Here is a 21,944-nt window from a genome sequence, read left to right on the forward strand (position 1 = left end):
ACAAGAAAGGACGGTATCTATACGATGGCACTTCCATCCCAATCCAAATATGTGATTATCGGCGCGGGAATCCACGGCCTGAGCACGGCCTGGCACCTCGCCAAAACCTTGAAAAACCGCCCCGGAGCAGGCTCCGGCAAGGATATCCTCGTGCTCGACAAGACGGCGATCGGCGCCGGCGCCTCCGGCATCGCCTGCGGCGTCATCCGCAACAACTACTTTCAGCCCGCCATGCGCGAACTGATGGCGCACAGCGTCGCCATCTGGCAGGAGGATGCCGAAAAGTACGGCTACCGCCCGGTGGGCTACATGCAGATCTCCCCGGAGGTGATGCATGAGGATGTGGCCGAGATTTACCGCCAGCAAAAGGCCATCGGCTATACCTCCGCCTTCATCGAAGGGGAAAAGGATTGCCTCGAATACATGCGGAAAAACGTCTTCGAGGACTGGCAGGCGAAGAACATCACCTCCATCCTGCACGAGAAGCTCGGCGGATACGCCCACAACACCCGCTCCCTTTACCGTTTGGCGGACAAGGCCGAAGCGGAGGGTGTCCGGGTCATGACGGGCGTGAGCGTCACGGGCATCCGCACCCAAGGGGGCGCCGTAACCCATGTGGAGACCGACAACGGTGCAATCGCCTGCGATTGGCTGATCGTGGCCCCCGGCCCCTGGGCGAAGACCTTCTGGGACATGCTCGACCTGCCCGAGCGCGTTGACATCAAGGATCGGAACGGAAACGTCCACAGCGACATTCCGATGTGGACCTACTGGTGCCTCGTGGAGGGCACGCTCGGGGTCCCGCCCGAATATGCCATGGACAACCGGGGGCAGATGCCGCCGGTCATGCACGTCGATTCGGATGCCCCGCTCTATTCGAGCGAGGACGGCTCTCTCATCACCGACGAGATATGGGGCATCTATTACAAGCCGGATTTCCACTTCGGCGGCGTACAGGGCGGAGCCGCCCCTTACAAGGTTGAAGGCGACGTCAAAGTCGATCCGTACGGCATCGACTCGCCTGATTTCGTGGTGGGTCCGGAGTTCGTCCACATGTGGACCTCGGCGCTGGCCCACTGTCAGAAGCGCTACGAAGACCGCTACCGGGACTATAAGAACGAGCCCTCCGGCGGACTGGGGTGCTTCACACCTGATAACTTCCCCATCTTCGACCGCTTCAAAGACAATTGCTACATGATCCTCGACTCCAACCACGGCTACAAGATGATCGGCGTCGGTGAACTGGTCGCCAACGAAGTGCTGGGAGAGGAGCAGGCCCTGCTGAAGCCCTTCCGGTTCGACCGCTACCGGAAAGGCGAACTGCACCCGGTATCGCACAGCCCCTTTCCCTGGAGCTGATCACGGGTTTGCGCCGCACGGGGGGGCGTCTCTTTCCAGAGATGGGTCTGCTGTTGGACCTTTCCTGCCGCACAAGCCATCTTTCAACGCTCCCGGCTGCGGCGCACGGAGCCGCTCTCGGAGCCTCCCGACCGAAGCCGCCTCCGCCGGGGAGCACCTCCTGCAAAAGGGATTCCCCGGCCTCGGCGGCTGTTCGAATGCGAGGCATCGGCGGCCCGCGGCTCCGCAAACCGCACGCATGCAAAGACATCAGTGGACAAAACGATGGAGATGACCATTCTCGGATCAGGGGGATGCATGGGCATCCCCAAGCCCCTTTGCGAATGCGGGGTCTGCAGCGAAGCGCGGCATAAAGGGGGACGATACCGGCGAACGGGGCCTTCGGCCTTCATCCACGATGAACACGTCCTGATCGACACCCCGGCCGAGATCTGCGAGCAGATCAACCGGTGTGGGCTCAATCGGATCGACCATCTGCTCTTTACCCACCTCGACCCCGATCACGTGGAAGGGTTCCGAGTCGTGGAGCAGATGGCGCTCGATTTCCGGTCCTGGGAAGCCTACCCCGAGAAGCGGATCCGCCTGCATCTCCCCGCCGTCTTGGACGAGCGCATCCGTGAGATCCGGTCCATATACGGACCGCTGATCGATTTTTACGAGAGGCAGGGCTACGTTGAACGGTCCGTCTTCGATGGAACGGCCCGGATCGGCGGTTTGCTCGTGACGGCGATCCCGGTCAATCGGGGCGCCCAGACAGCGTTCGTGCTCGTCTTCGAGAACGCCCGCAGCCGGATCGTCTATGCGCCCTGCGACATCAAGCCCTTTCCGGAGGAGCGTGCCGAGGTGCAGCGTGCCGATCTGCTGGTCATCCAACCCGGGATCTTCGAGGAGGGGCTGAAGCACGGGTTCCATTATCCTGCGGGGCACATCTCCCGGCAGACGCTTTACACCTTCGAGGAGACCCTGGCGCTGGCCGGGCGCCTCGCAGCCCGCCAGGTCCTCTTCGTACACATCGAAGAGTACTGGAACCGGGGCTATGACGACTATCGGGTGCTCGAAGACGCACTGCCCAATGCGCGTTTCGCCTACGACGGGCTGACGGTCCGTGTGTGAGGGCGGTCTCGGTAGCCATCCGCTGTTCCGTCTTTGCGACAAGCAGGATTTCGGAATGGGAGTTCATATTTGAACGAAAAATTACCCATACCTCAACCGAACGATATGCCCATCACGGAATCGAACGTACTCTATACTCGTGCCCGCAATTTCTATGAACATGAGCATGTTTCCTGGCATGGAATGACGATTTTCAACAAAAATCGAAAAGACCAGGCTGTTGCCGAAAGGCGCCCCCTCCCGGGTCGCCGCACGACCAAACGCGCTGATCGGCGGCCCATCGGCCGAAAGGGAAGGTTTCCAGCCGGGGACAAGAAAGGTGTCTTAACATGCAGCTACCTATGAACGGATACATCGATCGCATACACCAGGACGCGCTCCGCGTGCTGGAGGAAGTCGGCGTCCGCTGCGCCCACCCTGAGGTCAGGTCCCTTTTCGAGGGCACCGGCCTTGCAGCCTACGACGAAACCTCCGGGCACATCCACGTGCTCTCGCCGCTCGTGGAGCAAGCCCTGCAGTCTGCACCGAAACGGGACCGCTACTGGATCGGCGACAATGCCTTCGGGGTCGGTGGAACAGCCCCGTTCGTCTACGATGACGAGACCGGCGAACTCATCCCTCCCACCTTCGACCACCTGGTCCGAATCGCGAAGATCGTCCAGGCAGCGGATGAGGTGGCCTTCATGGCCCGCGGCGTCCTGATCAAAAACGCCGAGGTCCCGGTGATGGAGACCTTGATCGAGCACTGCTCGAAGCCGATCTACGTGGCCGCCGTCACCCCCGAAGGGATCGACAAGGCCCGAGAAATCCACGAGACCCGGGGAGGACTCACCCTCCAGTTTTCTATCATCAACAGCCCCCTCAACGTGATCGAGAGCATGATCGAGCCCTTCATCGCGGCCGTCCGGGCCGGGATCCCGATCTACGTGTCGACCATGCCCATGGCCGGGCTCTCCGCCCCATACTCCATGTCCGGTCTGCTCACGTTGACCCACGCCGAGGCCCTTTTCGGAATCACCTTGACCCAGCTCATCAACCCAGAGGTCACGGTGGTCCATGCCGGGCTGCCCTCGATCGCCAACATCCAGAAAAACTATGCCGTAGACCTCGGGCTGGTCGCCCACAACGTCGCGAACCTTCTGATGGAAAAGGTCAACCGGCCGCTGGGCCTGCCCTCCATCCAGACCGCCTGCACGACCAGCCAGGATGCCCCCAACGGCAAGGCCGAGGAGGAGGCCGTCAAGGGCTTCGGCCTGATGAAGCAGCACGGCTTCCACCAGATGCGCCATGCCTTCGGGTTCCTGCGCGAGCTCATCTCCTTTTCGATCGCGAAACTCGAGCGCCACATCGAGCTGTGCCGCGAAACCGGTTCGGAGGCCGCCCCCGATTATCCTCTGGAGCCCTACGACGAAGAGGGGTTCGAGGCCATCCGAAGGAACGGGAGCCAGGCGAACTACATGCGCGATGACCACACGCTGAAGAACACCGGAAAGGCCTTTATCTGCTGATCCCCGCTAAAGAGGGAGGTGAAAATCCATGCGCATCGCCGTATGCCAGACCAGCCCGGTCCTCCTGGATGTCCAGGCCAATCTGGCCGATGTCATCGAAAAGATCCATGCAGGGCGCGAACAGGGTGCGGAGATGGTTGTCTTTCCCGAGCTCGCGCTGACAGGCTACTTCGTGGGGCACCACTACCCGAAGGTCGCCCTTCGGATGGATTCGAAGGAAATCCGCCAGATCGCCGAGGCGACGCGCGGCACGGCCGCCGTCGTCGGGTTCATCGAGGAATCCCCCTCGATGAACTTCTATAACTCCGCCCTCGTCGCCGTGGACGGCGAACTCCTCTTCGCCTACCGCAAACTCAATCTCCCGAACTACGGCGTTTTCGAGGAGAGAAAATATTACTCCTCCGGGAAAAGGGTCCCGGTCTTCCGCTACGGCGGCTATTGCTTCGCCGTCTACGTCTGCAACGACCTCTGGCACCCGTCCCTTCCCTACCTTGGGGTCACCCAGAAGGCCGACGTCTTCATCACGGTCATCAACTCGTCCAAGGAATCGATGGGCGAGGGATTTTCCAACATCGAAAGCTGGGAGACCATCAACACCTTCTATTCGCGCATTTTCGGCATTTACAACATCTGCGCGAACCGGGTCGGTGAGGAAACCTTCGGGGAATGCGAACCCGCCGGCCTGTCGATGGAGTTTCCCCATCAGGTTCCGAAGACCTACCGGTTCTGGGGCGGGAGCGAGATCATCAACCCCTACGGGCAGAGGATCGCCAAGGCGCGCCTCTACGAAGACGACATCGTGTTCGGGGAGCTCTCACGGGAGATCCTCCGTGAAAAGAGGGTTCAGCTGCCCTACCTGCGCAATGACGACCCCTACTTCACCCACCGGGAGCTGCAGCGCATCCTGTTCCGGAAGCTGACCACCCCCTCTCCCCTGAAGGCGAATTACACGTGCCACCGCAAAGAAGATCAGGCATGAGCGGACCCTGCGTTCACGCGCTCGTACGCGCTCGTCAGCCGTGGTAAGGAGAAAGACAGGACCGTTTCGGCTATTATTTCTGAGAGGCCGTACCCGCTGAGCCGCCCTAAGGAACGTCGGATTCCTCCTCTATTAGGCAGCGCCCCTCCGGGCAGAACAGCCTCAACCAGGCGCCCCCCTCTTTCTGCGCCGCGCCGGGGCGGACCGGGAGATTGATCCGCTCCTCCTCCTTCAGGCAGGCACCCTCCGGACAGAAGACTTCCAGCCAGAGACCCTTTTCAGCGCCCGACTCGGCCTCCTTCCGCTCTTCGGCCGGAATCGACAGAATCTCCTCCTCCGTCAAACACCGCGCCTCCGGACAAAAGACCTTCAGCCACGCCCCTTTGCCGACGCCTCGCTTTTCCTTCTCCATGCCTGCACCTCCTGACGACACCAAGGTTTATCGATCGCTCGAACCTGTGCACATCCCCGCTGCCTTTTCGCCTGAACCTTGTAAACCTCACCGCCGGCCCGGGGCCGGTTAGCCTGCAGACGAGGCCTCGGCGGGCATGCTGCGGCTCAGGTAGTAGGCGCCGTCTTCGTTCGTGGCCACCTTGCCCTGGATCAGGAGGATCTCCACCGCTTTTGGGCGGTAGTCGCGCACGCCGATGCGGAGCGGGTTCTTACGGGCATAGGGCAACGGGACGGCCGATTCCGGGCTGAAGGCGCCCTTGGCCTGGAGGTCGCGCAGGACCCGGTTGCAGGTCCTTTGCAGCCGCCAGATGACGATGCGCTGGGTGAGCAGATACACCCCCACGAGAATCGCGAGGGCCAGAACCAGTTCGATAGCCGTTTTCATCGCTTCTTTCCCGGACCGGGCGCAGGCGCCGCCGTGTTTGCCGACGATAGAGGCGCCGGCGGACGCCCGCCCGGCCGCATGCTTCGCGCCTCCGGGATCAGGAGAGCACGAGGTAGGTGTTCGGATCGAGGCGCCAGGACGCTTCGGGTGCCGCAGGTGCATCGTGGTCCTTCAAGAACTTCAGATAGATGCCGGACGGCTCGGGGTGGAGTTGGAGGATGACGCCGAAGAAGTCGTCAAGCGCATCCAGCGGCTGCGGGACGCCGCGGGCATTGGTCTCGTGCAGGTGCCTGTGGGACAGGACGGAGAACCAGATCTCCACCCCCCACTCCGCGGCGAAGGCCTTGAAGGCCTCCAGATCCTCCCGGCTCACCTGCTCGAAATCGAGGCCGTCGATCATCAGCAGGTCCGCGCTGAAGCCGAGGTGATCCCTCAGATTGACGAGGTTGGCCCGAAGCCTCGCCACATCGAAGCTCTGGTTCAGGTAAGCGAGGATCATCCGTTTTTTTTCCATGACGGCCTGCAGCCGCTTCTGTTCGTCCGGCGGGAGGGTGCGGGCCAGCTCCGCGAAGATCAGCGCATAATAGGCGGAGACCTTATCAGGGCCCTCCTTCAGGGAAATGTGCACCACCCGCTCCCCCTCGAGGAGACGCTTCAAACCGATATGAATGAGGCAGGCCGTCTTGCCCACGCCCGCGCGGGCCACCACCGCTCCCAGGTTTCCCCTGCCGAGGCCGCCCTGCGAAGACATCGAAAGGATCTTCGCAGGACTCGATGCATTCCAGTCGTTCATGAGATGTTATCCCCCTTTGTCTTCTTCTCCCTGAGGCGCTTTTTCAGATCCTCCGCGAGGGCCTCCGGCAGCTTCGCATAGCGTGCGAACTCCATGGTGAACTCGCCCTTGCCCTGGGTCAGGGAACGGAGCACGGTCGCGTAGCCGAACATCTCAGCCAGAGGCACCTCGGCCTCGACCCCGGTGAAGACCCCGTCTTCCGTAGACCCCATGATGAGCCCCCGGCGCTGGTTCAAGGAGGCCATGACCCCCCCCTGATACTCCGAGGGGCACTCGACGGACACCTTCATGATCGGTTCGAGAATGACCGGCCGCGCCTTCATGTAGGCCTGCTTGAATGCGCCGACCGCCGCCTGGCTGAAGGCCATCTCCGAGGAGTCGACGCTGTGCGCCTGCCCGTCGTTCACCCCGACCGTCATGCCGATGACCGGGAACCCGATCAGCAGGCCCTTCTTGAGGCAGGATTGAAACCCCTTGTCCACCGCGGGGATGAACTCGGTCGGGATGGCCCCGCCCTTGACCTCGTTGACGAAGGTGTACTCCCCCTCCTCGGACGGGGCCAGGTAGCCGGCGACACGCCCGTACTGGCCGGCGCCGCCGGTCTGCTTCTTGTGGGTGTAGTCGAAGGCGACCCGTTCGGTGACCGCCTCCCGGTAGGCGACCTGCGGCATGCCGGCCGTCACGGCGGCATTGAACTCCCGCTTCATCCGCTCGAGGTAGATGTCCAGATGCAGCTCCCCCATGCCGGAGATGATCGTCTCCCCGGACTCCGGATCGACGTGGGACCGGAAGGTCGGATCCTCCTTCATGAAACGGTTCAGGGCCTTGGACATGTTCACCTGGCTCTTGTTGTCCTGCGGCGTCAGGGCCAGGGAGATGACGGGTTCGGGCACGAACATCGACGACATGCTCACGTTCAGGCGCCCGTCCGTGAAGGTGTCGCCCGAAAAACAGTCGATCCCGAACAGCGCGACGATGTCGCCCGCCTCCGCCCGGCTGATGTCCTCCATCTCGTCCGCGTGCATGCGGACGAGCCGGCCGACCTTGAGCTTCTTGCGGGTGCGCGAGATGACGAGGTCGTCCCCCTTGCCGAGCGACCCCTGGTAGATGCGCATATAGGTCAACTGACCGTAGGGCGTCACCTCCAGTTTGAACGCCAACGCCACGAGCGGGGCATCCGGGTCGGGCTCAAGCGGCACCGTTTGCTCCCCGGCCTCGAGGTCGAGGGCCTCGTTCGAGATATCTGCAGGCCCCGGCAGGAAACGGGTCACCCCGTCGAGCAGGGCCTGCACCCCGATATTCTTGTAGGCCGAACCAACGAAGACCGGGGTCAACTGCCGGGAGAGCGTCCCGCGGCGCAGGGCCTCGATGACGAGCGGCTCCGTGACCTGATCCTCGAAGATGGCCTCCATCAGCTCATCCGAGAACATGGAGGCGGCATCGAGGAGTTCCTCCCGCCTTCTGGCTGCCTGATCGGCCAGGTCGGCCGGGATCGCTTCGACCCGGATTTCCTCCCCTTTCGGACCTTCGAAGTACAAGGCCCGCATGCCCACCAGGTCCACGACGCCGCAGAAATCCCCTTCGGCGCCGATCGGCAGCTGAACGAGGACCGCATTGTGGTTCAGCCGCGTCCTCAGCTGATCCACCACCCGGAGCGGGTTGGCGCCCGAACGGTCGCACTTGTTGATGAAGGCGATCCTCGGCACCCGGTAGCGGTTCATCTGCCGGTCCACCGTCAGGGACTGGGACTGCACCCCGCCCACCGCGCACAGGATCAGGACCGCACCGTCCAGGACGCGCAGCGCCCGCTCGACCTCGATCGTGAAATCGACGTGCCCCGGCGTGTCAATGATGTTGATTTGATAGCCCTTCCACTCGCAGTGCGTCGCGGCCGAGGCGATGGTGATGCCGCGCTCCCGTTCGAGCTCCATCGAATCCATCTTGGCGCCCACGCCGTCCTTCCCGCGGACCTCATGGATCGCATGAATCCGGTGGGTATAGAAGAGGATCCTCTCCGTGAGCGTGGTCTTGCCCGAATCGATGTGGGCGCTGATGCCCAAATTCCGCAATCTTTCCATTCTCTCTGACATTCATTTTCCTCTGGATCGCTTGAAATAACGCCGGCACCGCCCCGATTCCCTTCCGGGTCGACCCGCCGTTTTTCCGTCCTTCGGGCGCCGCTCTCTGCGGCACCGGGATTCCTTCACGGCATCTCTAGTCCCTGTCCGCCCCGCTGGGGTGCAGCCCATCCCCACCTGGGTCTGTACGTAGGGTTCCGCACGACGCGTTGCCTCGACTGGGCCGCCTCTCTTTCCATGACTTGGTATCCATCCGGAAATGATTTCCCGGTGGAACCCGGTTCCCAATCCGGAAATGAGAGTTTTTCTTCACACGCTGCGCGCGCTCAATCCCAGCGCTTCGCGGCGGGTCCCGGTTTCTTCACACGCTGCGCGCGCTCAGTCCCACCGCTTCGCGGCGGGTCCCGGTTTGGTCAATACCAAGGAAATCAAGCGCTTGCGTGAAGCAGGCCTGCAGGCGGCCGCACAAGCGAACGTGCAGTTGGACGCCGAGATTGGCCAAAAAGACCATTTCCGCATGGAAACGACTTTGAAGAAGCCGCAGCCCGCCGCAGCAACCATGCCGCTCGAGCATTCGCGCTAGAAACGGAAAAATCAAAAAGAGGGCCCAAGCCCTCTTTTTGATACATCACTTTAACAGAAAACACGAAACAATTTCCAACATAAAAAATTTACCGATCAGAAGGGATACGCCTCCATCTCGATGATGCGGTCAGCAATCGACCGTTTGAGGCTCACGGCGTCGATGGGCTGGTAGCGCGCAAGCTTCTTGATTCCGGCCAACTGAGTACGCAGCATGTCACCGCCCTCCGTATAGGCGATGACCTGTTTGGCCCAGCCCTCGATCTTGGGGATCATATCATCGACGTAAACCTTGACGGCCTCGATCTGATAGCGGGCCTTGTCCTCGCCCTCCTTGCCGATGATCTTGAGCGCGCGCAGCAGCCCGCTCTCCATGGCGAAGATCTCGATGACGATGTCCGCGATCTTGGCAAGGATCTCCTGCTCCTTCGCCAGGTTCGCCCCGAACTTCTGCGCCGCCACGCCGGCCACCATGAGGGCGATCTTCTTGGCCATCCCGACCATGTGCTCCTGCTGGGCGAGCGGCGTATCCGGCAGCTCCACCGACAGCGGCGAATAGCCCATGAGGAACCCGGCGATCGCCTGGGCGGCGGGAAGGAGGGCAAGCCGGCCCTGCATGGCCCGGCGCATCATCGTTCCGGGCACCAGCATCCGGTTGATCTCGTTCGTACCCTCCCAGATCTTGTTGATGCGCGAATCCCGATAGTAGCGCTCGGCCGGATACTCGGCGCAGAACCCGTAGCCGCCAAGGATCTGGACATACTCGTCGACGCAGTAATCCAGGCATTCGGACCCGTAGACCTTGGTGATCGAACATTCGGCCGCGTACTCCTCGATCGCCTTGGCGTTTTCGGCCCCGCTCTTCTTGGCCTCGGCGTCCAGGGTCCCCAGTTTGTCGTCGAACATCCCCGCCATGCGGTACATCATGCTCTCGCTCATGAAGGTCCGGACCGCCATCTCCGCGAGCTTGCTCTTGATCATCCCGAACGAGCTGATGGGCACCTTGAACTGCACCCGCCCATTGGCATACTTGACCGCCTGGGTGACGCAGCCCTTGCAGCCGCCGACCGTCATCGCCCCGAGTTTCCAGCGCCCGAGGTTCAGGATGTTGAAGGCGATCTTGTGGCCCTTGCCGACTTCGTAGAGGACGTTTTCGACCGGCACCTGGGCATCCTCGAGGATGACCGGACGGGTCGAAGAGCCGTGCACACCCATCTTCTTCTCTTCCTTCCCGGTGGAGACCCCCGGGAAGTCCTTTTCGACGATGAAACCCGTGAACTTCTCCCCGTCCACCTTGGCGTACACCACGAAGCTCGAGGCCCAGCCGGCGTTGGTGATGAACATCTTTTCACCGTTCATGACGTAGAACTTGCCGTCTTCCGAAAGCACGGCCTTGGTGCGTGCGTTGAGGGCATCGGACCCCGCGCCGGGCTCGGTCAGGCAGTAGGCGGCGCACCACTCTCCGGAGGAGAGGAGCGGGAGGTACTTCTCTTTTTGGGCCTCGTTGCCGAAGTAGACGATCGGCAGCGTCCCGATCCCAGTGTGCGCCCCGTAGACGACCGAAAAGGAGCCGGCCGTCCCCATGACTTCGCCCACCACGGTCGTGCTGACCTTGTCGAGTCCAAGCCCTCCGTACGACTCCGGGATGTCGGTCCCGAGCAGACCCAGCTCGCCGGACTGCTTGAGCAGTTTCAGAACCAGGTCGTGGTTCTTCTCCTCCAGTGCTTCGATATGGGGCTGGACCTCCTTGGCCACGAAGTCCTTGGCTGTTTCGTAGATCATCTTATGTTCTTCAGTGAAGTCTTCCGGCGTAAAGACATCCTCCGGCGCCACATCCGTGACGAGAAACTCCCCGCCTGCAAAAACCCTTTTCTCCGCCATTTCACTAACTCCTTTTCTAATCGTTGATTGGACCGTCACCGCCACGCCGCCGTCAAAAGCCCCTTCCGGGCTTCCATCGATCAGCCTGTCATCGGATCTTCAAATTTGTCATCGCCTGCATGGAACAGCGGTTCGAGCCGTCCCCCTCCAGGCGTGCCCGCCTCAATAATCCTCGACCTCGAAGATGGCCGCTGCGCCCATGCCGAAGCCGATGCACATGGAAACCAGTCCGAAGCGCGCCTTGCGCTCCTGCATCTCATAGACCAGCTGCGTCGTGAGCTTCGCCCCGGTGCAGCCCAGGGGGTGCCCCAGCGCGATGGCCCCGCCGTTGACGTTCGTGATCTCTTCGTTGATCCCGAGCGTCCGGATGCAGTAGATGGCCTGGGCGGCGAAGGCCTCGTTCAGCTCGATCAGGTCCATCTGGTCGACGCTCATCCCGGCGATCTTCAAGACCTTCGGGATGGCGACGGCCGGCCCGACGCCCATGTATTCGGGTTCACAGCCCTCGACCGCATGCCAGCGGAAGGTGGCCATGGGCTTCAGGCCCAGCTCCTTGGCCTTCTCTTTGCTCATGAGGAGCACGGCGGCGGCGGCGTCGGAGGTCTGGGACGAGTTGCCGGCGGTGACGCTCCCGTTGGGTTTGAAAGCGGGCTTCAGACTGGCGATGCTCTCCTTGGTCGTACCCGGCCGCATGCCTTCGTCCGTATCGAAGATGAACTCCTCGAACCCGAACCGCCCTTTGGGCAGGCGCACCTGCTTCTTGATCTTCAGGGGCACGATCTGGCTCTTGAACCGCCCGGCCTTGATGGCGGCCTCGGCCTTCTGCTGGCTGATGGCGCCGAAGGTGTCCTGCTCATCCCGTGTGATCCCGTAGCGTTCGGCCACGTTTTCAGCGGTCAGGCCCATGCCCGTGAAGGCCCCCGGGCGCATCTCGACCAGGGCCGGATTGGGGTACATCATGCTGCCCCCCATCGGGATCTGGCTCATGCTCTCGACGCCGCCGGCCACGACCACATCCGAAAACCCGCACATGATCTTCTCCGCGCCGATGGCGATGGCCTGCAGCCCCGAAGAGCAGAACCGGTTGACCGTCATCCCGGGGATGCGGTCCGGCCAGCCCATGGACATGACCAGCACGCGCCCCAGGTTGAGCCCCTGGGTGGCCTCCGGAAAGGTGCAGCCGATCACCACGTCGTCGATCAGATTCGGATCGAGGTCGCCGGCCCGCTTCAGCAGATCGCCCAGCACGGCGCACCCCATATACTCAGGCCGGGTGTCCTTCAGGATCCCCCGGGGAGCTTTTCCAACCGCAGTCCTGCAGGCGGCTACTATCACAGCTTCTTTCATCATCATATTGCATCCTCCCTCATCACGATGGTCAGAAAGGTTCCTTGCAAGGATCAATTCCGGAGCGGCTTGCCGGTGGTCAACATGTGCTGGATCCGCGCCTGGGTCTTCGGGTCTCCGCACAGGCTCAGGAAGGCCTCCCGTTCGAGATCCAGCAGATACTGCTCGCTGACCAGCGTGTCGGCCAGGACCTCGCCGCCGCACAGGATATGCCCGACCTTCGTGGAGACCGTCACATCATGGTCGGTGATGTAGCCGGACTCGTGCATCGTCCAGAGCGCCAGCTTGATCATGGCGAAGGTGTTTTCGCCCGCCACGCGGATCGCCTGTCTGGGCCGCGGCGGCTGATAGCCTTCCATGTTCATGGCGAGCACCGTCTTCTTGGCGTCCTCGAGGAGGTAATCCCGGTTGACGGTCATCTTGTCGGTCGGCTTCAGGTATCCGAGCTTGATCGCCTCGGGGCCGGAGGTCGCCACCTTCGCGGTCGCGATGGTCTCGAAGGCGCGCGCGATGAACGGCATCAGCTCGATCTGCTTCGGATAGATCCCGCCCCGGGGCACCTCGAAGAGGTGGTCGGTGTTGCGGATCAGCATCTCCTTGGTGCCGCCCCCGGCCGGGACCAGCCCCACGCCGACCTCCACCAGCCCCATGTAGGTCTCGGCGGCGAACCGGACGCGGTCCGAGGCGAGGCAGATCTCGCAGCCGCCGCCGAGGGCCAGGCCGGCCGGGGCGGCGACGACGGGCTTGTCGAGGTATTTGAGCTTCATCAGGGACTGCTGGAAGGTGTTGATCATCCAGTCGAGGTCATCCCACTCCTCCTCCTGCGCGGTGAAGAGGATCAGGGGCAGATTGGCGCCGGCGGAAAAGGCCCCCCCGTGGTTCCCGACCACGAGGCCCTCGAACTGCTCGGAGACGATGTCCGCGGACTTGACCACCATGCTGATGATGTCGTCGCCCATGGCGTTCATCTTGGTGTGGAACTCCAGGCAGGCCACCCCGTCGCCCATGTCGTAAAGGGTCGCACCGCTGTTTTCCGCGACGACCTTGTTCCGCTCCCTGAGCGAGGGCAGCAGGATGATCCCCGGCTTGACCGGGATCTCGCGGTACTCGCCCGAGAGCTTGTCATAGTAGAGGCGTTTGCCGTTTTCGCTCTTGTAGAAGGACGTCTTGCCCGAGTCGAGCATCTCCTGGACCCAGCCGGGGACGGTGTATCCGGCGGCCTTCATCTTCGCGACGGATTTCTCGAGCCCGAGGGCGTCCCAGGCCTCGAAGGGGCCCATTTTCCAGGCGAAGCCCCACTTCATGGCATTGTCGACGTTGACGATGTCATCCGCGATCTCGGGGATGCGGTTGGCCGAGTAGATCAGGGTTTCGGTCGTGGTCCGGAAGGTGTACTGGCCGGCCGGGTCGTCCGCGTAGTAAAGGGCCTTGATCTTCTGCCCGGTGCCGCCGGCGTTCTTGGCGGCCTCGAGGGAGGCGAACTTCACCTTCTGCTGCGGGGTGTAATCGAGGGTGTTGTAGTCGATCGAAAGGATGACCTTCTTCCCCTCCCCGTCCTTCCCCTTCTTGTAGAAGCCCTGCTTGGTCTTCTCGCCGAGCAGGCCCTTCTCGATCATCTTCAGGATGAATCCGGGGGCCTTGAACATCTCGCGTTTCTCGTCGTCAGGCGCCCCGTCGTAAACGTTGTCGGCCACATGGACGAGCGTGTCGAGCCCGACCAGGTCGGCGGTCCGGAAGGAGGCGCTCTTCGGGTGTCCGATGACCGGCCCCGTCAGGGCGTCGACCGCCTCGACGCTCAGCCCGAGGTCCATCATGGCCCTGATGCCGTAGAGCATGCTGTAGACGCCGATCCGGTTGGCGATGAAGTTCGGGGTGTCCTTGGCGTAGACCACACCCTTGCCCACCAGCTTCTCGCAGACCTCGGCGAGTTGATCCACCACTTCCGGCAGGGTGTCCGGCCCGGGCACGATCTCGAGGAGCTTCATGTAGCGGGGGGGATTGAAGAAGTGGGTGATCGCGAAGTGCTGTTTGAAGGTCTCCGAGCGCCCCTCGCACATCGCCGCGGCGGAGATCCCGGAGGTGTTGGAGGTCACCAGGATCCCGGGCTTCAGAATGGTCTCCAGCTTTTCGAAGACGGACCGCTTGATGTCCAGGCGCTCCACCACGACTTCGATGATCCAGTCGACATCGGCGAGCTTTCCGAGATCGTCATCGAGGTTCCCCGCCGCGATCAACGCGGCGTTTTCGGGGATGTAGAAGGAGGCCGGTTTCGCTTTGAGGGCCGTGGTAATGCCGTTGTTGCTGAATTTATTCCGAAACGCCTTGCTCTGTTCCGTCAGTCCCTTTTTCCGGTCATCGTCTCCCAGCTTCGGGGGCACGATATCGAGAAGGATCGTCTCGATACCGACGTTGGCCAACTGCGCGGCTATGGTGGCGCCCATCACGCCCGCCCCCAGCACTCCGGCCTTCCTGATCCTCTTGTCCATAAAACGACCTCCTTTAGACGTCCGCTAACGATTCCAAACGCTTGACCATGCCAAAAACACTTGATATTCTAGAAGGTTATGCCTAAACACATCCAAAAAGATGAATGAACTATCATTCATTTTTTGCGAAGGTAACATACGCGTATGGCAAAGTCAATATTTTTTGGCAGAGGAAACAGCGGTTTTAGGGGAAGCGGATAGGATTCTGAGCGAGGCCGCGCTCAGACAGGAAAAGTGGATCGCACGCGCGTTTCCACAATGCAGGGAAGCGGTCGAGGCGGCCGTGGAAGGAGCGCTCTCACCGTCCGATGACAAGAAAAAACCTCTGGACCGGTGAACTGGCTTCCATCCGGAAATGAGGATTTTTGGCCAATATCAAGAAAATCAAGCGTTTGCGCGGAGGCGACCTGCAGGTCGCCGCACAAGCAAACGTGCAGATTGACGCCGAGATTGGCCAAAAAGACCATTTCCGTTACAAACCGGTTTCCAATCCGGAAATGAGGATTTTTGGCCAATATCAAGGAAATCAAGCGTTTGTGCGGAGGCGACCTGCAGGTCGCCGCACAAGCAAACGTGCAGATTGACGCCGAGATTGGCCAAAAAGACCATTTCCGGATGGAAACCGGCTAGGCGTTCGGGGGTTCTTCCGTCTGAGAGGGATCTTCGCCTGACTGGAGCGGCCTCGAAAATCTGCAGCCCCGCTTCCGGCAGACGAGCTTGGCCTCGCCGCCCTTGCCGCGCCGGATGGCGAGGACCCGTGTGCCGCACTCCGGACACTCGCCGTCGTAGGGCTCGTCCCACATCACGAAGCGGCATTCCGGGAAGCGGTCGCAGGCGTAAAAGGGCTTTCCCTTCTTCGTGAACTTCTCCACCAGGGTGCCGCCGCAGCCCTCTTCCGGGCAGGCGACGCCCGTCCGGTAGGGTTCGGTGTGCTTGCACTCTGGATAACGTTCGCAGCCCAGGAAACGCTGCCCCGAGCGGTTGGTCTTGACGAACATCCGCGCTCCGCACTCACGGCAGGGGATGCCCGCAGGCCGCGAGGCAGCCGTCTTGTCCTCCTCGCCGCCGATGGGGGCGGTGTTCTTGCATTCGGGATAACCCGAGCAGGCGAGGAACGGCCCGTAGCGACCGGTCTTCAGCACCATCGGGCGCCCGCATAGCTCGCAGGGGCCCAGGTCCTCCGGCACCACCGGGACGGCCGACACGATGATGCGGCCCTTTTCGTCCCGGGTGAAATCGGCCGTCTCGCGACAGTCGGGGTAGCCCGAACAGGCCAGAAAGATGCCGTTCTTCCCCGATTTCAAGACCATCGGCCGGCCGCATTTCGGGCAGGAAAGCCCCGTCGGGACTTCGCCCTTGAGCCTCGACTGCGCCCGGTCGAGCTCCTCCTTGAAGACGCGGTAGAAGTCCCGGATGACCTCCGTCCACTGCGCCTCGCCGTGCTCGATCATGTCGAGCCGCGTCTCCATCTGCGCAGTGAATGCGGGGTCCAGGATGTCCGGAAAACTCGCCATCAGGAGGTCCGTCACGAGAAAGCCCAGCTCCGTCGGCCTGAAGCGCTTCTTTTCGAGGACCACGTATTCGCGGTCGCTGATGTTGGCCAGGATGGAGGCATAGGTCGACGGGCGGCCGATCCCGTTCTCCTCGAGCGCCTTGATCAGGGTCGCCTCCGTAAAGCGGGGCGGCGGCTGTGTGAAGTGCTGCGCGGGCTCGAGCTTGATGAGCGCAAGCGGGTCGCCCTCCTTCAGTTCGGGCAGGAGCGCCTCCTCTTCCTTGGTTTCCTTCTCAAGCTCCACCGCCCTCGATGAAGCCGGCTCGTCATAGGCCGCCATGAACCCCTTGAAGGCGATGACCGCCCCGGAGGCCCGGAAAAGGCCCTTTCCGGCCTCCACCTCGATCTGGGTCTGGTCGAGCACCGCCGGGTTCATCTGGCAGGCCAGGAAGCGCTTCCAAATCAGCGTGTAGAGGGCCGCCTGATCCTTTGTCAGATAGGGTTTGAGGCTGTCCGGCGCCAGGTGGACGTCCGTCGGACGGACGGCCTCGTGGGCCTCCTGCGCCCCCTTGGGACTGCGGTACTGGTTCGGCTTCTTCGGCAGGAAATCCGCCCCGAAGTCCGTGAGGATCCGCTCCCGCACCGCCGTCAGGGCCTCGTTCGAGAGGCGGAAGGAGTCGGTCCGCATGTACGTGATCAGACCGACCTGGCCCTCGGAGCCGAGCGCCACCCCTTCGTAGAGGTTCTGCGCGACGGACATGGTCCTCTTGGCCGAAAAACCGAGCTTCTTGCTGGCCTCCTGCTGCAGAAGGCTCGTCGTGAAAGGCGGCGGAGGACTCTTTTTCGTCTTCTTTTTCGTGACCTTCCGCACCTTGAAGGGTTCGTCCCGGACCGCCTCGATGACCGCATCGGTTTCCGCCCCTGTCTTCAAGTCGCACTTCCTGCCGTCGAAGGCGACCAGGCGCGCCTTGAAGCGCGGCGGCCGGTCCGCGTCCAGATGCGCGGTCAACGACCAGTACTCCTGCTGCTCGAAGGCGAAGATCTCACGCTCCCGGTCGCAGATCATCCGGACGGCGACCGACTGCACCCGGCCGGCGCTCAGGCCCCGCTTCACCTTGGTCCAGAGCATGGGGGAGATCTGGTACCCGACCAGACGGTCCAGAACGCGCCGCGCCTGCTGCGATTCGAACTTGTGGCGGTCAAGCTCCCGGGGCGATGCGACCGCCTCGCGGATGGCGCCGGCCGTCAACTCGTTGAAAAGCACCCGCACGATGGCCGGGCCGCCGTTTCGCAGTTCCTCGGCGATGTGCCAGGCGATCGCCTCCCCCTCGCGGTCGGGGTCGGGGGCGAGATAGACCGTTTCGGCCTTCCGGCCGGCCTGTTTGAGCTCCTTCAGGACCCGCTCTTTGCCTTTGATGGTGACGTACTCGGGCCTGAAGTTCCGCTGGACATCGACCCCGAGCCGGTTGACGGGCAGATCCTTCACGTGCCCTACCGAGGCCTTGATCTCGAAGTCTGGACCGAGATATTTTTGAATGGTTTTGGCCTTTGCAGGCGATTCGACGATCAGAAGATTTTTAGGCATAAGTTTGAGTATAACCTGCTATTGGGAAAAATCACGCCGGAGGGATCCCGCCGTTTCTGTGGTTCCATTGCGCCATGCTCGGGGGCAACGTCCTGGCCGGAGGGGAATCGGAGAACGCGCGGACCCTTTACCCTTCCACCTCCCCCGCTCGGGCAAAGGAGACGCAGCCGACCGACTCGAGTGGCCCGGAGTGCCCGCCTCCTCCCCGCTTGAGAGCGTGATGAAGAATTCCATGTACGGAGGCTTTTTCAACCGCCTGTCAAGCGGACCGCACATACGATCTGCCGGGCAGGGCCTTTACGAGGCCCTTCAGTTCCAGGGTCATCAACGCCCCGAGGACATCCCCCGCAGGCAGGCGGGTCTTGCGGACGACCTCGTCGATATGCAGCGGGTAGACATCCAGCGCTCGAAAGACCACTCCCTCCACCCCATCCGGGGCCTCGGGCGAAGCAGCCGGTTTCCCGACGCCCGTCTCCACGCGCGGCCGAATCGCCAACTCCTCGAGGATGTCTTCCGTACCCTCGACGAGCCTCGCCCCCTGCTTCAGCAGAAAGTGCGTGCCCGCACTCTTGATGGAATCGACGCTCCCGGGCACGGCAAAGACCTCCCGCCCCTGTTCGAGGGCCTGGGCGGCGGTGATGAGGGATCCGCTTTTGCGTGTGGCCTCCACCACGACCACCCCCCGGCTCAAACCGCTGATCAGGCGATTGCGGATCGGGAAGTTGCGGGGCTCCGGCAGCGTTCCCATGGGGAACTCGCTCAGGACCGTTCCGGTCTCGAGGATCCGCGCCATGAGCCGGCCGTTCGACCGGGGGTAGACCTGATCGACCCCGGTGCCCAAGACCGCGACGGTGTAACCCCCCGCATCGAGGCAGCCCCAGTGCGCTGCGGTGTCGATCCCGCGGGCCATGCCGCTGACCACCGCCACGCCGCCCCGGCCAAGGCCCCGGCCGAGCCGTTCGGCCACATTCAACCCGTAGTGGCTGGCGTTGCGCGAGCCGACCACGGCCACCGGCGTCCCATTCTGAGGCGGCACACGCCCCCTGACATAGAGCACCATGGGCGGTGCGTGGATCTCCCGCAGTTCGTGCGGATAATCCCGGTCCCCGTAGGTCAGGATGCGGACCCCGCACCGCTCCGCGGCCTCCAGCTCTTGGACCGGATCCACCGCGGGCTCGCGGCGCGCGATCGACCGGACCGCCTCCTGCCTGATCCCCACCACCCGGAGGAGATTCTCCGGATCGGCATTGAAGACCCCGCGCGGGTCCCCGAACGTATCGATCAGGCGTTTGAAGGTCCTGTTCCCCAGCCCGGGTATCAAATAAAGCCCCAGCCAGTAACACCGTTCGTCAGACCAGGTTTGCATGGGATCGGCAAGAGATCGGCATCGGGTTCAGAGAAACCGGACCGGGCCGCGGCGCAGCGTTATCCGGTGTTCGGTGGATCCTCCCGGGGCCGGAGGCGTATACGTCGTGGGGGGGCGTTCATCCCGGTCCTGCCCCCGCAATCGAGGACCGGAGACGATCCATCGGCGGCGGTTGACCCCGCTGATCGATCAGGTTCGAAGTATAAAGCAGACCCGCCGGGGTTAGTCAAGGACAAATTGGATCAAGCCGCCCCATCCCCCGTGCCCGGCGCCTTCCCCATCCGATCCAGGGCATAGAGGGTGGCGCCCACCGGGGCGAAGGAGAGGAGAAAGATGTTCACGGCGGGCACCAGGAAAGGGAGCCCGAAACCCAGGTGAAAGAGCAGGTTTTTCTTGAAGAGCCCGAAACGCTCGCCGAAGGGCAGCAGCCGGCGCGCCGGGACGAGATCCGTGTTGTCCCAGGCCAGAAAGCACACCGCCGCGGCCGATGAAAGGAGCACCCACAAGGGTCCGAAGGGCAGCAGCCAGCCGAAGACCATCAGGATCAGCGACCCCGCTACCGGCAGCACGGCCCGCGGGATCTCCTGCCCGATCAGATAGAGGAGAACCTTCAGAAGGCCCCCGCTCGGCTCCTCTACATGGCCGGTTACGATCTTTTCGGTGATGCGGGACATGTAGTCCATGACGAGCACGGCAAAGACGATCTGGGCCACCAGATAGGAAAGCACGGCGGCCACCCCCATCAGGAACAGGGACAGGAGCCACGAGAGCAGCACCCAGAGCCAGAGGATCCAGCGGCTTTCGGGCCGCGTCCACACCGCGTTGAGGATCTCCTGATGATAGACGAGGACCAGCGCCGAGGCCGCCACGGTCAGGAGCAGCACCACCGCCAGCCGCAGAATGCCCCAGAACAGGAGCCGCGGCCGCCTGAAGGCCAGGCTCAGCCCCTTTGCATGGTAGGTGAAACCCTGTAGAAACGATTTCATGACGTTTGCAACCTCTCCTTCCGAATCGGGCTTTTCGGCGGCTCGAAGACCACGCCGCGTTCGAGCGCTTGGACGACCCGCCCGGACAAACACATCCGCTGGTTCGGCGGCGCAAGCCGATCAGCCGCGACGCGCGCCGCCGAACAAGCCTCCTCTGCATCCTCGACGGGAGCCGGACCAGGCGCACTCGGTTGCTGACGGGAGGCCTCAGAAAATCCAGCCGCTGAGCATGCCGCACGGCACAGCCCTCTTCGGTACCCTTGGCGGTGAGCCGTTGCAGGCGCGCGCGGCTGATGACGTGATAGGTGCATTCATCACGCTCAATCCGCCGGGTGAGCCGTTGCAGGCGCGCGCGGCTGATGACCGCAAGCCTCAGACGAACTCAGCCGCTGACCACGCCGCAGGGCACAGGGTCCTTCGGCGCAGGCGGCGGCGAGCCGCTGCAGGCACGCCCGTTTGTGGACAAGAAAGCTCAGATCGACTCCGTCGTCTTCCGGACGGCGTGCCCCCCGAACTCGCGCCGGAGCGCCGCCACCACCTTGTCCGAAAAATTGTCGTCCACGCGGCTGCGGAAGCGGCTCATCAGCGACAAGGTCAGCACGGGGGCCGGCACCCCGCTCTCGACGGCCTGAAGCGCCGTCCACCGGCCCTCCCCCGAATCCTCGACGAAGGCGCCGATGTCGGCCAGACGCGCGCTCCTCGAAAACATCCCCTCGGCGAGTTCGAGAAGCCAGGAGCGGATGACGCTCCCCTGGTTCCACAGGTGCGCCACCTTCGCGTAATCCAGGTCATCGGAGTAGGCGGAGGCGTCCAGGATCCCGAACCCCTCGGCATAGGCCTGCATCATCCCGTATTCGATCCCGTTGTGGACCATCTTCAAAAAATGCCCCGCGCCCGTCGCGCCGCAGTGCAGGACGCCCTCCGCCGGCGCGAGCGACCGGAAAACCGGTTCCAGGATGTCATAAACGCGCTTCCCGCCCCCTACCATCAGGCAGTATCCGGCTTCGAGGCCCCACACCCCGCCGCTCACCCCGACGTCCACGTAGTGGATCCCCTTCGGGGCCAGGAGTTCGGCGCGGCGCACGTCGTCTTTATAATAGGTATTCCCGCCGTCGATGACCATGTCCCCGCGGGATAGGATCCCGGCCAGCCGCGTCAGGTGCTCGTCCACCGTGGCGCCGGCAGGCAGCATGAGCCAGACCGCACGCGGCGCTGCGAGCTTCTTCACAAGCTCTTCCAGACTGAACGCCGCCCCGGCTCCCTCGGCCGCCAACCGCTCCGTCTTCTCCCGGGTCCGGTTGTAGGCCACCACCTCGTGCCCGCCCCGGATGAGCCTCCGGGCCATGTTCATCCCCATCCGCCCCAATCCGATCATCCCTATCTGCATCCGGCCCTCCTTCCAGGGCGCCGCCTCCGGCTATTCAAAGCGGCCCCGCGCCCATGGGGCCTCCGCCGTCTTTTTTCCTTCAAACCTTCGGCCCTGCCGGCCTCGGCCCCCCATGCCATCCCATCCGGTGGCCCTCCGGCGAATGCGCCGGCGCCCTCCGCAAA

Annotated in this window: 17 protein-coding genes; 6 read left to right on the forward strand and 11 right to left on the reverse strand. The window is 62.9% G+C overall.

From position 1 onward, the window contains the following. The first annotated feature begins 24 nt into the window (after positions 1-24). The 4 genes from H567_RS0110680 to H567_RS24355 all read left to right on the forward strand — a co-directional run bounded on the left by H567_RS0110680 (position 25) and on the right by H567_RS24355 (position 4,959). On the forward strand, positions 25-1,359 hold the full coding sequence (locus tag H567_RS0110680) for an NAD(P)/FAD-dependent oxidoreductase (RefSeq protein ID WP_028321395.1): 1,335 nt from the start codon (positions 25-27) through the stop codon (positions 1,357-1,359). A 297-nt stretch (positions 1,360-1,656) separates the two neighbouring features. Beyond that, positions 1,657-2,472 carry an MBL fold metallo-hydrolase gene (locus tag H567_RS0110685; protein ID WP_244155463.1) on the forward strand — a complete coding sequence of 272 codons (816 nt, stop codon included), beginning with the start codon at positions 1,657-1,659 and terminating at the stop codon, positions 2,470-2,472. 329 nt (positions 2,473-2,801) lie between these two features. After that, on the forward strand, positions 2,802-3,980 hold the full coding sequence (locus H567_RS0110690) for a trimethylamine--corrinoid methyltransferase (RefSeq protein WP_028321397.1): 1,179 nt from the start codon (positions 2,802-2,804) through the stop codon (positions 3,978-3,980). A 28-nt stretch (positions 3,981-4,008) separates the two neighbouring features. Beyond that, positions 4,009-4,959: a nitrilase-related carbon-nitrogen hydrolase gene (locus H567_RS24355; protein ID WP_051184720.1), complete on the forward strand. Its 951-nt coding sequence runs from the start codon at positions 4,009-4,011 to the stop codon at positions 4,957-4,959. Positions 4,960-5,065: 106 nt separating this feature from the next. Here the strand turns inward: H567_RS24355 and H567_RS0110700 are convergent, their stop codons facing one another. The 4 genes from H567_RS0110700 to fusA form a co-directional block, all read right to left on the reverse strand. Next, on the reverse strand, positions 5,066-5,371 hold the full coding sequence (locus H567_RS0110700) for a hypothetical protein (protein WP_028321398.1): 306 nt from the start codon (positions 5,369-5,371) through the stop codon (positions 5,066-5,068). Positions 5,372-5,479: 108 nt separating this feature from the next. After that, positions 5,480-5,797 carry a hypothetical protein gene (locus tag H567_RS0110705; protein WP_028321399.1) on the reverse strand — a complete coding sequence of 106 codons (318 nt, stop codon included), beginning with the start codon at positions 5,795-5,797 and terminating at the stop codon, positions 5,480-5,482. Between the two features lie 97 nt (positions 5,798-5,894). Then, positions 5,895-6,590 (reverse strand): hypothetical protein, encoded by a 696-nt coding sequence (locus H567_RS27160; protein WP_028321400.1) that lies wholly within the window; start codon positions 6,588-6,590, stop codon positions 5,895-5,897. Further along, positions 6,587-8,680, reverse strand: coding sequence for an elongation factor G (fusA, locus tag H567_RS0110715; protein ID WP_028321401.1), 2,094 nt, complete (start codon positions 8,678-8,680; stop codon positions 6,587-6,589). Before fusA ends, H567_RS27160 begins: the two co-directional genes overlap by 4 nt. A 397-nt stretch (positions 8,681-9,077) precedes the next feature. Here fusA and H567_RS28515 point away from each other — a divergent pair, with 397 nt between their 5' ends. After that, entirely contained in the window at positions 9,078-9,251 is a 174-nt protein-coding gene (locus H567_RS28515) for a hypothetical protein (protein ID WP_153306144.1), read from the forward strand. A 95-nt stretch (positions 9,252-9,346) separates the two neighbouring features. Here the strand turns inward: H567_RS28515 and H567_RS0110725 are convergent, their stop codons facing one another. The 3 genes from H567_RS0110725 to H567_RS0110735 form a co-directional block, all read right to left on the reverse strand. Next, positions 9,347-11,131 (reverse strand): acyl-CoA dehydrogenase FadE, encoded by a 1,785-nt coding sequence (locus tag H567_RS0110725; RefSeq protein WP_028321402.1) that lies wholly within the window; start codon positions 11,129-11,131, stop codon positions 9,347-9,349. 162 nt (positions 11,132-11,293) lie between these two features. Beyond that, the gene (locus H567_RS0110730; RefSeq protein ID WP_028321403.1) at positions 11,294-12,478 is read right to left on the reverse strand and encodes a thiolase family protein; all 1,185 of its coding nucleotides are present in this window, start codon (positions 12,476-12,478) and stop codon (positions 11,294-11,296) included. Between the two features lie 53 nt (positions 12,479-12,531). Beyond that, positions 12,532-14,964 carry a 3-hydroxyacyl-CoA dehydrogenase/enoyl-CoA hydratase family protein gene (locus H567_RS0110735; RefSeq protein WP_028321404.1) on the reverse strand — a complete coding sequence of 811 codons (2,433 nt, stop codon included), beginning with the start codon at positions 14,962-14,964 and terminating at the stop codon, positions 12,532-12,534. 365 nt (positions 14,965-15,329) lie between these two features. Between H567_RS0110735 and H567_RS28520 the strand changes: the two genes are divergently transcribed. Next, positions 15,330-15,548 carry a hypothetical protein gene (locus tag H567_RS28520; RefSeq protein WP_153306145.1) on the forward strand — a complete coding sequence of 73 codons (219 nt, stop codon included), beginning with the start codon at positions 15,330-15,332 and terminating at the stop codon, positions 15,546-15,548. 42 nt (positions 15,549-15,590) lie between these two features. On the opposite strand, the gene topA is transcribed toward H567_RS28520, so the two are convergent. The 4 genes from topA to gnd form a co-directional block, all read right to left on the reverse strand. Further along, positions 15,591-18,041: a type I DNA topoisomerase gene (gene topA, locus H567_RS0110750; RefSeq protein WP_028321406.1), complete on the reverse strand. Its 2,451-nt coding sequence runs from the start codon at positions 18,039-18,041 to the stop codon at positions 15,591-15,593. A gap of 259 nt (positions 18,042-18,300) precedes the next feature. Further along, positions 18,301-19,407, reverse strand: a complete 1,107-nt coding sequence (gene dprA, locus H567_RS0110755; protein ID WP_035254085.1) for a DNA-processing protein DprA — start codon at positions 19,405-19,407, stop codon at positions 18,301-18,303. Positions 19,408-19,649: 242 nt separating this feature from the next. Then, the gene (locus tag H567_RS0110760) at positions 19,650-20,393 is read right to left on the reverse strand and encodes an EI24 domain-containing protein (protein ID WP_028321408.1); all 744 of its coding nucleotides are present in this window, start codon (positions 20,391-20,393) and stop codon (positions 19,650-19,652) included. A gap of 472 nt (positions 20,394-20,865) precedes the next feature. After that, a complete protein-coding gene (gnd, locus tag H567_RS0110765) occupies positions 20,866-21,780 on the reverse strand; it encodes a phosphogluconate dehydrogenase (NAD(+)-dependent, decarboxylating) (RefSeq protein WP_028321409.1) in 915 nt (304 codons plus the stop codon). Positions 21,781-21,944 lie beyond the last annotated feature (164 nt).

This window comes from Desulfatiglans anilini DSM 4660 (assembly GCF_000422285.1).
GTDB lineage: Bacteria > Desulfobacterota > DSM-4660 > Desulfatiglandales > Desulfatiglandaceae > Desulfatiglans > Desulfatiglans anilini.